The organism is Candidatus Eisenbacteria bacterium (assembly GCA_035577985.1).
Lineage (GTDB): Bacteria > Desulfobacterota > Binatia > DP-6 > DP-6 > DATJZY01.
The window spans coordinates 1-14,686 of the sequence record DATJZY010000044.1; the positions used below are offsets into that span (position 1 = coordinate 1).

A 14,686-nucleotide genomic window follows, 5' to 3' on the forward strand; every position below is an offset into this window, starting at 1 on the left:
GGGCGATCCCCCGGCCGTGCACTCGACGCTGTCGGGGACCACGTGAATCGCCGGCGGCTGGGTCGGACCCGCGGGCGGAAACGTGATGCTGACGTCGTTCTTCGACGGGTCGGGATCGAACTCGGTGGCGTCGCATTCCGAGACGAGCTGGATCTCGACTTGCTGTAGGGCAGTCGTGATCGGGCTCGCCACGCTCCCCAGGGTGGACGGTTGGGCCTGCGCCTGGACCGGCGGGATGATGTTGCAGCCGGCGCGGGCGGCCGACGCCCTGAGCGCCAGCACCATCACGCCGAGCATCCACCGGCGAAGAAACCTGCTCGCGGGCGATTCAGCGTGGTGCGCTCTACGCCATGTAGCGAGCTGCGACTTCATCTCCGCCCTCTTTTCTGCGTCGCCCCGGTTTTCGACGATCGCGTCGACTCGGCGACCAGCGGTACGGCTACCAGACCGAAGCATGGATATGCAAGCTTTGTTGGGGCGGTCCTGGCGTGCATGTCGAGGGCACGGCGAGCATCCACCCTTGACGAGCCGGGATCGGACGAGCAAGTTTCTTGTCGCGATGCACGGCTGGACGCGTCGCAGTCTGGGTGTTCGCGATGGGCAGCGGGAGGCGTCGGTCTGACGTCGTCCCCGCACGACCCGCCGCGTCAGAGCGAGCGCCGTAACGCGACCGTCATCTACGCCGACATCTCCGGCTTCACCGCCCTGTCCGAGCGGCTCGACCCCGAGGCGGTGACCGACGTCATCAACGAGGTATTTCGCCGCATCGAGCGGATCGTGGTCGAGCACGGGGGGGTCGTCAGCAAGTACATCGGCGACTGCGTCATGGCGATCTTCGGCCTCACGCCCGGCGACCACGTCGCCACGCGCCAGGCGGTCGCCGCGGCGATCGCGATGCGCGCCGACCTCTACGCCTACAACGCGGAGAACGGCGAGACGGCCGACCTCGACATCCACATCGGTGTGAACACCGGTCCGGTCGTTGCCGGCGAGATCGGTGGCGCCGTGCGGCGCGAGTTCACCGTCATGGGGAATGCGGTATCCCTCGCCCGGCAGCTCGAACGCGCGTCGGGGCCCGGACAGATCTTCGTCGGGCCGCTCACCTTCGCGGAGACCGCGAAGGCGTTCGAGTACCGCGCCCTGGCGCCGCTCGCGTCGAACAACGGGGCAGAGGCGGTGCCGATCTACGACCTCGTCGCCGCCAGACGCAGTGGCCGCATGGTCAAGCGCGACAGCGAGCGCCGTCAGGCGACGGTGCTCTTCGCCGACATCGCCGGGTTCGAGGCGCTCTCGGAGCGCTTCTTGCCGGAAGACCTGAGACTTCTCTTGAACCGCTGCTTCACCGCCCTCGAGGCGGTCGTCCGCGCCCACGGCGGCGTCGTCGACAAGTACATCGGCGAATGCCTCATGGCGCTCTTCGGGGTGCCGAACGCCATCGAGAACGCCCCGCGCCGGGCGATCAATGCAGCGATCGAGATCCGCGAGCGTCTCGCGCAGTTCAGCCAGGAGGAATCCCTCCCGACGCCACTCGAAGTGCACATGGGCGTCAACACCGGTCTCGTGATCGCCGGCGAGATCGGCGGGCGCTTGAAGCGCGACTTCACCGTCATGGGCGACACCGTCAACCTCGCCGCGCGCCTGAAGGACGCGGCGGGAGATGGCGCGATCTACGTCGCGCCGGAGACGCATCGCTACACCAGGGACGCGTTCGAGTACCTTCCGCCGAAAGCGCTCGATCTGAAGGGCAAGGGCCAGCCCGTGCCGGTGTACGAGCTCGCCTCCGTGAAGCAGCAGGTGCACCGCGCGCGCGTGTCCGCGGCGGACCGGACCATCTCGTCGCCGCTCGTCGGTCGCGATCGCGAGCTGCAGCAGCTCCACGCCTGCTTCACGCGCGTGCTCACCGGCCAGGGCGGCATCGCGAACGTCATCGGCGAGGCCGGGCTCGGCAAGTCGCGCCTCATGGCCGAAGCCCTCGCCTTCGGGCCGCTGCGGAACGCAACGGTGCTCGAGGGTCGCTCGACGGCCATCGATCAGAACCTGAGCTTCCATCCGTTCGTCGACCTGCTGCGCCAGTGGGCCGGCATCGGCGACGATGACGGCGAGCCGGAGGCGTTCCGCAAGCTCGAGACGGCCGTCGTCGCGGTGATGGGCGACGCGGCGGCCGAGGCGCTTCCGTTCGTCGCGACGCTGCTCGGCATGCGGCCGCCTGGCGCCTACGGCGAGCGGCTTCAGGGAATCGAGGGCGAGGCGCTCGAGAAGCTCATCACGAAGAACACGCGCGAGCTGTTCCAGCACATCGCGGCCGTCCGGCCGCTCGTGCTCGTGTTCGAAGACCTGCACTGGGCCGACGGCACGTCGGTGGCGCTGCTCGAAACGCTGCTCCGCCTCGCGGCCGAGCACGCCGTCCTGTTCGTGAACGTCTTCCGCCCCGACTACCAGGACACCGCGGAGCGCGTCGTGCGCAGCGCGCTCGCGAGCGCGCCGGCGCGATACGACGAGATCCGCATCGAGCCGCTCGACGCGCAGCAGTCGGGCGCGCTCGTGCAGAACCTGCTCCGCATCGACGACCTGCCGAAGGCGACGCGCGACCTCATCACGCGCAAGGCCGAGGGCAATCCGTTCTACATCGAAGAGGTCGTGCGCTCGCTGATCGACCAGGGAGCCGTCGAGTATGCCGACGGGCGCTTCCGCGTGACCACGAAGATCGACGCGGTCGTGATCCCGGGCACCATCCAGGAAGTCATCATGGCCCGCGTCGACCGGCTCGACGAGCCGACGCGCCACCTCCTCCAGGTCGCTTCCGTGATCGGGCGCACCTTCTACTACCGCATCATCGCCGACATCTCCCGGCGCCAGGGCGAAAGCGACAGCGAGCTGGACGACGAGCTGGCCCGCCTGCAGCAGCGCCAGCTCCTGCTCCGGCGCGGGGGCGGATTCGACGTCGCCGTCGGCGGTCGCACGCTCGGCCAGGAGCTGGAGTACATCTTCACGCACGCGCTCGCGCAGGAGACGGTGTACGAGTCCATCCTGCAGAAGACGCGCAAGGAGCTGCACCACACCGTCGCGGAGTCGATCGAGGGGTTGTTCTCGGACCGCCTCGCGGAATTCCACGGCATGCTCGGCTACCACTACGGCCGCGCCGACGATCTCCCGAAAGCCGAGGAGCACCTCTTCAAGGCTGGGGAGGAAGCCGCGCGAAGCGCCGCCTCGGCCGAGGCCCTGACGCACTTCCGCGAGGCCGCCCGCATCTACGCGGAGCTCCACGGCGACGGCGGCGACCGGCAGCACAAGGCGCTGCTCGAGAAGAACATCGGCTACGCGCTCCTCAACACCGGGCGGCTCACCGAGTCGATCGCGAGCTTCGACCGCGCGCTCGAGCACAACGGCTATCGCGTCGCGAAGCGCGGGGTCGAGACGCAGCTCCGGTTCGCCTCGGACATGCTCGCCGTGCTGTTCCGCCTCTACACCCGCCCGGAGGCCCGCGCGACGCAGGCGGTCTCGGATCAGGAGCGGGAAGCCTTCGAGATCATGTTCCGGCGCTTCCGCGCCATGACCACGAGCGACCCGCAGCGCATGTTCGTCGACAACATCGCCGCCATCCGCCGCATGAACCATCGCGACCCGGCGACCATCGGCACGGCCTGCCTGACGTACGTGATGGGCGGAGCCGCGTTCGCCTACTCGGGCACGTCGTTCGCGGTGAGCCGCCGCTTCCTGCGCCGGGCCCAGCAGCTCATCCGGCCGGGCGAGGTCGGCGACGAGCTCGGCTGCGGCTTCTTCCGCTTCGTCATCAACTTCCTCGAGGGCAAGTGGCGCGAGGAGCCCGGCATCCCGGCCGATCTGCTCGAGCGCGGCCTCCGCAACGGCCTGTTCTGGGACGTGAACTCCTACCTCGGACTGGAAGCCGACCGGCAGATCCGGCAGGGACGGCTCGGCGCCGCGCGGGGACAGCTCGAGCAGCTCGCCCAGGTGAGCGACGCGTACGGCTACGAGTTCGCGCAGGCGAACTACGACATCATGGAGGCGATCCTCCTCCTGGAGGCGCGCGACCTCGACGCCACGCTCGCCGCCGTCGAGCGCTATTCCGCCGGTCGCACCGAAGACGCGCTGCGCGTGCTCGCTCTCGGTACCAGGGCGAAGGCGCAGACCCTTCGCGGCGAGCAGGCGGAGGCGGGCGCGAGCCTCGAGCAGGCCGCCGCGATCGTCGCGCAGGCAGGGATCATCCCGCCCTGGCACCTCTCCGCCTACACGACGGCGCGGCTGTGGCACGCGCTGGCGGCGCTCGAGAGCGCCGGCTCTCCGCCGGAGTCGTCTCTCGGCGCGCTGCGTACCGAGGCCAAGCGAAGCGCGCGCCAGGCGCTCCGGGTCGCCCGCGTGGTCGCCGGCGCGCGGGTGGAGACGTGGCGGCTCGTCGGGCGGCTCCACTGGCTCCTCGGACGGCCGAGCAAAGCCGTCGCCTGGTGGACGAAGGCGATCGCCGAGGCCGAGCGGCTGGAGGTGCAGGGCGAGCTCGCGCGGACATGCGCCGAGATGGCTCTTCGCGTGCGCGCGGGTAACGGCACGAACGGCGACCTTTCCGCGCACGCCGAACGGGCGCGACGCCTCTTCGTCGAAACCGGCCTCGCCCGTGATCTCGCGCGGCTCGATGCGGGACTGCACGCTGGCGGCGACCCCGCCGTGACGAGACCCTTCTAGGCTCGGGGCGCCAGCGCGAGCCCCATCGCGGTCGCGAGCACGCAGAGCCACGCGAACGCATCGCCGATCCGCTCGTACGGCGTCGTGACAGCCATGGGCACCACGCGATCGTCGATGGTGGCGGCGGTGAAAAGCGGCGCGCGCGCCGTCACCCGGCCGTACGGATCGATGATCGCGGAGACGCCCGTGCCGGTCGCGCGGATCACCCAGAGCCGGCTCTCGACGGCGCGTAGCGCCACCATCTGGACATGCTGGTCCGCTCCAGCGCTCGGGCCGAACCAGGCGTCGTTCGAGAGGTTCACCATGAGCGTCGCGCCCGCCGCCGTCTGCCGGCGCACCACCTCCGGAAAGATCGCCTCGAAGCAGATCAGCGTGGCAACGTCGCCGAAGCGGGTCTTCAACATGGCCGGCTGCTCGGCAGCGGCGTAGTAGCGCACGGCCTCGAAGCGACGCCGCAAGAGCCGGATCGTTCGGAGCGGGAAGTACTCCGCGAACGGCAGCAGATGCACCTTGTCATAGCGAGCGTCGATGCGGCCGCCGGTGACGTAGAAGGCCGAGTTGAAGAAGCGCGTCTCCCCGTCCCCCGCCTCCTTGCGCGGCCCGCCGACGATCAGGTCGGCGTTCAGCGGCTCGAGGGCTTCGGTGATGGCACGAAGATAGCCGGGCTCGTCCGCGAGGAAGAACGTCACTGCGCTCTCGGGCCAGACGACCAGTCGCGGGTGGGCGCGCGCCGCGCCGCTCGTCGTGAGGTGAATGTAGTCCTCGAATCCCTGCGCGAAGGACTCCGCCCGCCAGGCCGCGCCCGCGTCTCGGTTGCCCTGCACCACCATCACGGGAACCTGCGGCTCCGCGGGGAGCGGCGCACGGAGCCGGATCGCCCCGTAGACACCGACCGCGACGACGACGAGCATGGCCGCGACGAGCGGGCGCGCCCGCTGTTCCGATCGCCCGACCGCTTCGGCGACGAACGCGTTTGCCAGCGCGAGCGCGTACGAGAGCACGTACACGCCACCCAGCTCGGCCAGCTGGATCAGCGCCACGTGCGGCACGAGCGCGTAGCCGAGGAGGAGCCACGGATGGCCGGTCAAGAGCCGCGCGCGGGCGAGCTCGCAGGTCACGTACAGCGCGGCGACGAGCCATGGCCGGCTGCGCGGACTCCACCGTTCGACGCGATGGTACGCGAGCCCGAACAGCGCGAAGTACTGACCCATGAACACGAGGGCAACGCCGAGCGCGAACAGGAAGCCGAACCAGTACGGCTGCTGCCAATAGGTGGAGAGCGCGCCCGGCACCCAGTAGCCGATCCCCGACAGCGTCGCCGTTCCCCAGAGGAGACCTAGCGCGGCCGCGCCGCCGGTGCCGACCCCGCGCAGCGCGACCAGGAACGGCACCAGCGCGACCCACGCGACGAGCGAGAGGTTCCACGGCGGGAACGCCGCGCAGTACAGGCCCGCCGACACCAGCACGGCCAGGCCGCGCATCCACCCGCGCGTCACGGCGTGCTCACCGATCGAGCGACCCGCCGAAGTGCCGGCACACCGCGAGCGCGCTGGCGACGCCGTCCTCGTGGAAGCCGTATCCCCAGTAGGCGCCGCAGTAGTACGTCCGGTTCGGGCCGTTCAAGTTCTCGCGCTGCGCCTGCGCGGCGATCGCGGCGCGCGAATAGACGGGATGCAGATGCGTCATGCGGGCGATCACCTTCGCGGGATCGATCGCTGACGTCGCGTTCAGCGTGACGCAGATCGGCTCCGGTGACGACAGGCGTTGGAGCAGGCTCATGTTGTACGTGAGGGCGACACGGTCGACGCGCGGGTCCAGGTGGACGTTCCACGCCGCCCAGCCCATTCGTCTCGACGGCAGCAGGCTCGCGTCCGTGTGCACCACGGCCACGTTCTCCTCGTCGGCGAAGGCACCCAGCACCTCGCGCTCCGTCGGCGTCGGATCGGCGAGGAGACGGAGGGCCTGGCTCCCGTGCGTCGCGAGCACGATGCGATCGAAGCGCTCCGCGCCGTCGCGGGTTCGCACCTCGACGTGATCGGCGTGGCGTCGCACCGACTCGACGCGGCACCGCAGGCGCAGGCGATCGCGATAGCCGGCCGTCAGGGCCTCGACGTAGCGCCGGGCACCACCCGTTATGGCGCGCCACTGCGGCCGGCGGCGCAGGCGCAGCAACCCGTGATGCTGGAAGAAGCCGGCGACGCTGCGCGCCGGCATCTCGAGCACCTGGCTCGGCCGCGCCGACCAGATCGCGCTCGCCATCGGAACGAGGTAGCTCTCGCGGAACTCGATCGAGTAGCGCCCCGCCGCCAGGTAGGCGCCCAGCGTCGTCGTGGCGTCACCGTGGAGCAGGCGCGGTGCCTCGCGGTTGAAGCGCAGGACGTCGCGCAGCATGCGGTAGAACGCGGGCGAGAGGAGATTCCCCGGCTGCATGAACAGGGCGGCGGCCGAGCGGCCACTGTACTCGAGCCCGCTCGCGACGCAGCGCACGCTGAAGCTCATCTCGCTCGGCTGCGTGGCGACGCCGAGCCGGTCGAGCAAGGTCGTGAATCCCGGATAGGTCGGCGGGTCGTAGACGACGAATCCCGTATCGACGGCGTAGGACCGCCCGCCGACGGTGGCGTCGATCGTGTGGCTATGCCCGCCGGCCCAGGCGTTCGCCTCGAACACGGTCACGTCGTGGCGCGGCGAGATGAGATAGGCGACCACCAGGCCCGAGATGCCGCCACCGACGATCGCGACCCTCACGACGAGAGCGCGGGGCCGGCGCCGGTGCGGCTGAGCAGGAGCTGGAGTGTCGCGAGCCGGCGGGTGGCGAACGCCGCCTCGGACATGGCGAGGTACAGCTCCCATTTGCGGATGAACGCGGCGTCGAACCCGAGACGCCGGACCTGGGGCAGGTTGAGGAGGAAGCGCTCGCGCCAGCGGCGCAGCGTGGTCGCGTAGTGCGGGGCGATGTCCTCCATCCACGCGATGCCGAGGCGCGTCTCGCGTGCGAGGGCCGCGCGCACGGCGTCGAGCGACGCCAGCAGCCCACCCGGGAACACGTGCGTGCGGATCCAGTCGGCGTTCTTGCGGTACCCCTCGAAGTCGCGATCCGGATAGGTGCTGGTCTGGAGGAACATGCAGCCGTCCGGTGCGAGCAGCCGCTCGCAGGTGCGGAAGAAGACCCCGTAGTCGTCGAACGGGATGGCCTCGAACATCTCGATCGACACGAGGCGATCGAAGCGGCCCTCGACCTCGCGATAGTCGCACAGTCGCACGTCGACGAGCGCACCCAGCCCGGCCGCCCGGACGCGCTCGCGGGCGAGCGCGTGCTGGGCCGGGGAGAGCGTGATCGAGCGGACGCGACACCCGTAGGTGGCCGCGGCGTGGATCGCGAAGGACCCCCACCCTCCCCCGACGTCGAGCACGTCCATGCCGGAGGCGAGCGCGAGCCGCCGGCAGATGCGGTCGAGCTTTTCGCGCTGCGCGTCGGCGAGCGACGTCGGCGGCGTCGCGAAGACCGCGGCGCTGTACGTCATGCTCTCGTCCAGGAAGGACGCGAAGAACTCGTTGCCGAGGTCGTAGTGCGCCCGCACGTCGCGGGCGGCCTGGTCCGGACGCGCGCGTCGTCGTCCCAGCGGGATCGTCCACGACAGCAGGCCCGCGCGCCGCACGATCGATGCGTGCCCCAGCAGGAGCGAGAAGAACGCCACCAGGTCGTCGCACCGCCACTCGCCGGCCATGTACGACTCGCCGAGCCCGACGTCGCTCCGCGCGACCACGCGCGAGAAGAAGCGCCAGTCGCGAACGGACACGGCGACGCGGCGGTCGGACCGGCTGTCGCCGAACGTCCACGTGGAACCGTCCGGGAGCTCCATCAGCAGCGCGCCGGCGCGCCATGCCGAGAGCCAGCGACGCACGACGGCGGCGGCAATGCGATGTCGAAGGAGCCGCCGCGGCTCGATCGAAGCGGCGATCACCGCCTCGTCTGCGTGGCCGCCGGCCGCCATTCGTCGGCGGATCGTAAGAGGGTGAACCCGGGCCGTCAAACGCGCGGGGGCGGAGGAATGCGCGTGAAGCTGTGCCCGTCAATTGCAGCCGACGCTGCACCCGCCGGAGTTGTAGCCCCCGCAGTCGCCGTAGCTCACCTGCCAGCACGCCTGGCCCGCGGCGCACCCGGCATCGTTGCCGCAGCCGTTCGGCGGGCTGTTCACCGACGTGTCGATGCACACGAGCTGGTTCGGCGCCTGGCACCGGATGACGCACAGGCCCGAGCCGCACGTCCCGCACGGCGCGCCCTGCACCTCGCACGACGGCAACGTCGTCGATGACGTGGAGCTCGAGGTCGTGGTCGAGCTCGAGCTCGAGGTCGACGTGGAAGTCGAGGTCGACGTCGACGTGCTCGACGTGGTGCTCGAGCTGGTCGACGACGTCGTCACCGTGCTCGTCGTCGTCGTGGGGAGCGGACAGAACCCTTCCGTGGTCGGGCTCTTGATCCGGAACATCTTCGCGTCGTTCTTCACGATCACGGCGCCTGGACCGAAGAGCACGTGGTAGCGATCGCCCCCGATGATCTCGACCATCATGCAAAAGCTCGTCCCGGGATTGGGCGGCAACACGCTCGGGGGGTTGATCTTCGACGTCGCGACCAGCTTGATCTGGAATACGCCGCCCTTGAGCTTGATCTGCGCCTTCCGGACGGGCCCGGTCTTGGTGATGTCCGAGTAGGTGAAGACGGTCGACCCGCTTCCTCGCCAGAATTGCGGGGGCAACATGTAGGACTCGCTCGACGACGCGCCGCCGTCGGCAAAGACGGTCACGGTCGCCCCGTTGGTCGTGGGATCGCCGACCAACGTGTTGGGGCTTCCGGCCTCCTTCGCCTGACCGACGAGCTTCCGCTTCGTGGCGTCACCGCCAGGGACGGGATCCTTCACGATGGCCTGCTTTCCGAGGATCGATTGCTCGGCGGCGAAGAGCGAGCCCATGAAGACACCCAGCGCGCCGGCCACGGCCATCACGGCGATGGCCCGGACCACGATGCGGAACGATCTCGTCGTAGAACGTGACGTCATAGCTAGCGTCCTTCCATTTCAAGCCACATTTCGTTCGGGACGCATAGCATGGATCTTGGTGCCGCCGTCAACCGGACCGCCGTCGCGGTCGGCGCCGGGGTGCGACGTCCGCCTCGGGGCTCCGCCGGCGCTCGGGCGTCCGGTATCGACGGTGCGCCGTTTGTGGCAGGGATGATGGCGGACGATGCGCGTCAGCAACAGGCCACTCCCGGGGCTCGATGCGTGGATCGCGTTCGCGGCGTGCCTCGCCGCGGCGTGCGGCCCCGCGATTCGTGCGCTTCCCCCGGCGCCGTCGGTCTCGGTTCCACCCTGCCAGGCATCCTGCCGGCCGACCGTCGCACCCATGCTCGCGCGCGTGGTGCCCGGCGTCGTCAACATCTCCACCACGTCGCGGGTGCGGATCGAGCTGAATCCGCTCTTCAACGATCCCTTCTTCCGGCAGTTCTTCGGCGGCGTCCCGAACGTGCCGCGCGAGGTCGAGCGGCAGAGCCTCGGCTCGGGCGTAATCGTCGACGCCGAGCGCGGCCTCATCTTCACGAGCCAGCACGTGATCGCCAACGCGGAAGAGATCTCCGTGACGCTGCTCGACGGCCGCCGTTTCGAAGCGACGCTGGTCCGCAGCGATCGCGACGCCGACGTCTCGATCGTGCGCATCGCCGCGCGGAACCTGACGGCCGTGCCCCTCGGCGACTCGGACGCGCTCCGCGTCGGCGACTTCGTGGTCGCGATCGGCAGCCCCTTCGGCCTCGGCCAGACGGTCACCTCCGGCATCGTGAGCGCGGTCGGCCGGTCGATGCTCGGGGCCGGCGAGCATCAGACGTTCATCCAGACCGACGCGTCGATCAATCCGGGCAACTCGGGCGGCGCGCTGGTCGACTGGGACGGGCGGCTCGTCGGGATCAACACGGCGATCGTCGGGCCGAGCGGAGGGAACGTGGGGATCGGATTCGCGGTGCCGGTGAACGCCGCGCGGAAAGCGATGGAGGGGGTATTGGGGAGGGGCTAGGAGGCCATCGCGCGTGGAACTCTCGCCTATGCCGAGAACACGATTTGCGCCAACCGCGACCTCGCCAACGCCGATCGTGCGCTCGCGGCCGCCTACGCCGATCGGCTGCGACGCTCGACGCCCGCGGAACGCGACCGCCTGCGGTGCGAGCAGCGTCAGTGGCTCGCCATGCGCGACGGCTGCGTCTACAAGTGGGTCGACGAGTGCGTTCGTGCGCTGTATCGCGACCGTCTCGCGGCGTTGAAGGCCCGGTAGGACTGGTCGGGCGCGGCCGTCCGAGCGACGGCGGTCTCAGTTGAACAACACGTAGAGCTCTTCGGTGCTGGGGGTGGTGCCGACCAGCGTGTACACGACCACGTTGGTCTGGTCGGGGCAGTTGCCGCCGTCCACGTAGGCGGCGACGGCCGTGGGTCTGATCGCGACGAAGATCGATCGACCGGACGGTCCACCCGATTCGTTGATGTCGAGCGTGACTGCCGCGACGTGCACGGTGGGCATGTCCACCGTGATGCAGATGGCGCCGGTACCGCCGACACCGACGGCGGCAGAGGCAGCCGTGACGTTCTTCGAGTCGGCTACGATGAGGGTCCCGTTGCTGGAAATGTGCGCGTAGGCGGCCGCGGTGCCGGGTGCGCCCGGCGCGCCCGGTTGCCCCGGGTCGCCCTTCGGGCCGACGGCGCCGAATTGGCTCAAGTCGATGGCCTGCTCCTTCTTCCTACAGGCATCGCGCACGACCACCGTGCCGGACTTCTTCTGGCACATCACGGCGGCGTGAGCCGGCAGGGCGAGGGCGACGGCGAAAGCGACCAAGGGCAGTGTCCTCATCATCGGAGCTTCTCCCACATTCGGGGCGGGTAGAGGAGCCTCGCAGGAGACGCTCGCCCGTTTGGACTATTGCGTGCCCAGGCCACCCGTATAGCATCGACGGCGATTTGGACCCCGGAGCGTTGCAAGCGGTGGCGCTTGCCGTGGCCGCCGAACGTTCGCTCGATGCCGTGCTCCACCGCATCGTCGACGGCCTCGCGCGGCAGCGCGCCGTGGCTCTCGCGCGGGTCTGGCTCCTTGGCCCGGGGGACGTGTGCGAGACGTGCCGGCTGCGCGCCCAATGCCCCGACCAGACCCAGTGTCTCCACCTGGTCGCCAGCGCAGGCACCCCGCGCGCCTCACCGGGCGAAGACTGGTCTCGTCTCGATGGACAGTTCCGGCGGTTTCCACTCGGCGTATTCAAGGTCGGAGGAATCGGTGCGACCGCTTCGCCGCTCCTGCTGACGGACGCGTCGTCGGAGAGCTGGGCGAGGCCGGAGTGGGTGCAGCGCGAAGGGATCGAGACGTTCGCCGGACAGCCGCTCGTCTTCCGGGGCGAGAATTTCGGCGTCCTCGCGGTCTTTCGGCGCGCCGCGATCAGCGAGAGCGAGCTCGGCTGGCTCCGCACGTTCGCCGATTTCGCCGCTGCCGCCATCGCGAATGGGCGTGCGTTCGCGGAGATCGAGCGACTGCGCCGGCAGGTCGAGTACGAGAACGCGTACCTGCGTGAGGAGGTGCACGCCGCCCTGGCGTTCGGCACGATCGTCGGGGAGAGCCAGGCGCTCCAACGGATCCTCCCGAAAGTCGACCTCGTCGCGTCGACGGATGCCACGGTCATGATCCTCGGCGAGTCGGGGACCGGGAAGGAGCTCGTCGCCCGCGAGATCCACAAGCGCAGCCGCCGTGCGGAGCGTCCGCTCATCAAGGTGAACTGCAGCACGATTCCCCACGACATGTTCGAGAGCGAATTCTTCGGTCACGTGCGCGGCTCGTTCACGGGCGCGCTCCGCGACCGGCCCGGGCGCTTCCAGCTCGCGCACGGCGGCACGATCTTCCTCGACGAGATCGGGGACCTGCCGCTCGATCTTCAGCCGAAGCTGCTCCGCGTGCTCCAGGAAGGAGAGTACGAGCGAGTCGGCGACGATGCGACGCGCCACGTCGACGTGCGGGTGCTCGCGGCGACGAATCGCGACCTGCAGGCCGAGGTCCGGGGCGGGCGCTTCCGCGCGGACCTGTACTATCGCCTGAGCGTCTTCCCGATCGAGCTCCCGCCGCTGCGCCAGCGCAAGGAGGACATCCCCGCGCTCGTGGCCCACTTCGTTTCCCTCGCCGCCACGAGGCTCGGCGTGCCGGAGCCACGGGTGACCCGCGAGCAGTGCGCCGTCCTCGGACGCCACGACTGGCCGGGCAACGTTCGCGAGCTGCAGAACGTCGTCGAGCGAGCCGTCATCCTGTCTCGCAACGGTCCGCTCCGGCTCGATCTCGCGGACCCGGACGGTGGGGCCGACGAGCGACCGCCGGAAAGAAGCACCTCCGCCGATCCGCACGAGATCGTCCCCGAGGCCGAGTGGCGACGTCGTGAGCGCGCCAACGTCCTCGCCGCCCTCAGGCAGACAGGCGGACGCATCTACGGCGACGGCGGCGCTGCCGAGCTGCTCCAGGTGAAACCGTCGACCCTCCAGTCGCGCCTCCGGACGCTCGGCATCCGACCGCGGGACGTCGAGTGAGTCGTCGCCGTCCGGCGATCATGCCTTGCCGTCGCTCCCGAGCAGGCATATCCGCTCGGCGGCCGCACGTCGGATTGCCGCCTCCATCTCGCCCATCAGCTCGTAGACGTTGAAGAGGTCCGGGCGCTCGACGAGGATCTGGCGTACGCGCAGCAGCGCCGCCAGCCGGAGGTCGGAGTCGGTGTTCACCTTGGCGATGCCGCTCTGGACGGCCTTGCGGATGAGCTGAGGCGGTATGCCTTTGGCCTGCTCGAGCTTTGCGCCGTAGCGCTCGGCCAGCACGATCTCGTCGCGCGCGAGAGACGACGCCCCGTGGAGCACGATCGGCACCGCGACCCGCGCGGCAATGGCCTGGAGCCGCTCGAAGTCGAGGCGTGGCTCACCGGCGAACTTGTATGCGCCGTGGGACGTCCCGATCGCCACGGCCAGCGCATCCACCGCGGTCTCGTCCGCGAACCGAGCAGCCTGCCCTGGATCGGTCAGCATCGAACCGCCGCCCCGCTCGCCGAGATCCTCTATGCCGCCCAGGACCCCGATCTCGGCCTCGACGTTCACGTTGCGGGCGTGTGCGTACGCGACGACCTCGCGGGTGTCACGGAGGTTCTCCTCGAAGGACTCGCGCGAGGCGTCGATCATGACGGACGTGTAGCCGGCATCGACCGCCGCCCGCGCGAGCGCCACGCTCTTCCCGTGATCGAGATGGAGCGCGACCGGCACCTTCGTCGACCCTGCGAGCTGGCGCACCAATGCCACCATGTTCTCGAGGCCGGCATGCTTCACCGCGCCTTCCGACGTCTGGACGAGCACGGGCGCCGCATGCTCCTGTCCCGCCGCAATGACCGCGCGCGCCGATTCGAGGTTGTAGACGTTGAAGCCGCCGATCGCCCAGCCCTCACGGCGCGCGCGGGCGAGGTGGTCTTTCGGGTTCACGAGCATCGCGAGGCCGTGACCCGCGTGACGACACGCGCGGGGCCATTCGTTCGGAGTGGTGGCGAGGTCACGAGACGACGGGTGCAGCCACCGTGCCAACCGCGTTCGCGGATTCGCGCGCTCGGACGGGTGGCCTCGGGCCGAAAGGTCAGACCAGCAACGAGAGTTCGGTTCGATCGCCCACCAGGATCTCGGTGCCGGCGACGGCGAGCAGCTCGTGCAGCCGCGAGAAAGCGCCGATCAGCGACAGTTGTTGCCGCGGCATACGGCGTGCTCTCGAGGCAAGGAGGGCACCGAATGAGCACGATAACGACGAAGGATGGGACGCGGATCTACTTCAAGGACTGGGGCAAGGGCCCGGTCGTGACGTTCTCGCACGGCTGGCCGCTGAGCTCCGACGCTTGGGACGGCCAGATGCTCTTCCTCGCGCAGAAGGGCTTCCGCGTCGTCGCGCACGACCGTCGCGGCCA

Annotated in this window: 11 protein-coding genes and 1 pseudogene; 5 read left to right on the top strand and 7 right to left on the bottom strand. The window is 69.8% G+C overall.

Translation table 11 applies throughout. From position 1 onward, the window contains the following. On the bottom strand, positions 1-285 hold a 285-nt coding region (locus VMS22_07385; protein ID HXJ33851.1), incomplete at its 3' end, for a hypothetical protein. A gap of 207 nt (positions 286-492) precedes the next feature. On the opposite strand from VMS22_07385, the gene VMS22_07390 reads away from it, so the two are divergent. Further along, positions 493-4,695 (top strand): adenylate/guanylate cyclase domain-containing protein, encoded by a 4,203-nt coding sequence (locus VMS22_07390; protein HXJ33852.1) that lies wholly within the window; start codon positions 493-495, stop codon positions 4,693-4,695. On the opposite strand, the gene lnt is transcribed toward VMS22_07390, so the two are convergent. From lnt to VMS22_07410, 4 genes are all read right to left on the bottom strand, one after another. Beyond that, positions 4,692-6,191 carry an apolipoprotein N-acyltransferase gene (lnt, locus tag VMS22_07395; protein ID HXJ33853.1) on the bottom strand — a complete coding sequence of 500 codons (1,500 nt, stop codon included), beginning with the start codon at positions 6,189-6,191 and terminating at the stop codon, positions 4,692-4,694. The two genes, VMS22_07390 and lnt, sit on opposite strands and share 4 nt — an antisense overlap. 7 nt (positions 6,192-6,198) lie before the next feature. After that, a complete protein-coding gene (locus tag VMS22_07400; protein ID HXJ33854.1) occupies positions 6,199-7,440 on the bottom strand; it encodes an FAD-dependent oxidoreductase in 1,242 nt (413 codons plus the stop codon). Further along, entirely contained in the window at positions 7,437-8,687 is a 1,251-nt protein-coding gene (locus VMS22_07405) for a cyclopropane-fatty-acyl-phospholipid synthase family protein (protein HXJ33855.1), read from the bottom strand. Before VMS22_07405 ends, VMS22_07400 begins: the two co-directional genes overlap by 4 nt. 78 nt (positions 8,688-8,765) lie before the next feature. After that, on the bottom strand, positions 8,766-9,749 hold the full coding sequence (locus tag VMS22_07410; GenBank protein ID HXJ33856.1) for a hypothetical protein: 984 nt from the start codon (positions 9,747-9,749) through the stop codon (positions 8,766-8,768). Between the two features lie 184 nt (positions 9,750-9,933). On the opposite strand from VMS22_07410, the pseudogene VMS22_07415 reads away from it, so the two are divergent. Both VMS22_07415 and VMS22_07420 read left to right on the top strand, forming a co-directional pair. Next, positions 9,934-10,734 (top strand): annotated as a pseudogene (locus tag VMS22_07415) (trypsin-like peptidase domain-containing protein). Positions 10,735-10,797: 63 nt separating this feature from the next. Next, complete coding sequence (locus VMS22_07420; protein HXJ33857.1) at positions 10,798-11,010, top strand: lysozyme inhibitor LprI family protein; 213 nt, start codon at positions 10,798-10,800, stop codon at positions 11,008-11,010. Positions 11,011-11,046: 36 nt separating this feature from the next. Here VMS22_07420 and VMS22_07425 read toward each other — a convergent pair whose 3' ends face one another. Next, positions 11,047-11,580 carry a hypothetical protein gene (locus tag VMS22_07425; protein ID HXJ33858.1) on the bottom strand — a complete coding sequence of 178 codons (534 nt, stop codon included), beginning with the start codon at positions 11,578-11,580 and terminating at the stop codon, positions 11,047-11,049. A gap of 131 nt (positions 11,581-11,711) precedes the next feature. On the opposite strand from VMS22_07425, the gene VMS22_07430 reads away from it, so the two are divergent. Then, a complete protein-coding gene (locus VMS22_07430) occupies positions 11,712-13,286 on the top strand; it encodes a sigma 54-interacting transcriptional regulator (protein ID HXJ33859.1) in 1,575 nt (524 codons plus the stop codon). A gap of 18 nt (positions 13,287-13,304) precedes the next feature. Here the strand turns inward: VMS22_07430 and VMS22_07435 are convergent, their stop codons facing one another. Then, the gene (locus tag VMS22_07435; protein ID HXJ33860.1) at positions 13,305-14,315 is read right to left on the bottom strand and encodes a class II fructose-bisphosphate aldolase; all 1,011 of its coding nucleotides are present in this window, start codon (positions 14,313-14,315) and stop codon (positions 13,305-13,307) included. Between the two features lie 198 nt (positions 14,316-14,513). Between VMS22_07435 and VMS22_07440 the strand changes: the two genes are divergently transcribed. Next, positions 14,514-14,686 (top strand): alpha/beta hydrolase (locus VMS22_07440; GenBank protein HXJ33861.1); only part of this gene is annotated, 173 nt, incomplete at its 3' end.

Bases quoted from the DNA above. Each gene is read 5' to 3' on its own strand.
- VMS22_07390 (HXJ33852.1), top strand. From the start codon at position 493: ATGTCGAGGGCACGGCGAGCATCCACCCTTGACGAGCCGGGATCGGAC.
- VMS22_07405 (HXJ33855.1), bottom strand. From the start codon at position 8,687: ATGGCGGCCGGCGGCCACGCAGACGAGGCGGTGATCGCCGCTTCGATC.
- VMS22_07410 (HXJ33856.1), bottom strand. From the start codon at position 9,749: ATGACGTCACGTTCTACGACGAGATCGTTCCGCATCGTGGTCCGGGCC.
- VMS22_07425 (HXJ33858.1), bottom strand. From the start codon at position 11,580: ATGAGGACACTGCCCTTGGTCGCTTTCGCCGTCGCCCTCGCCCTGCCG.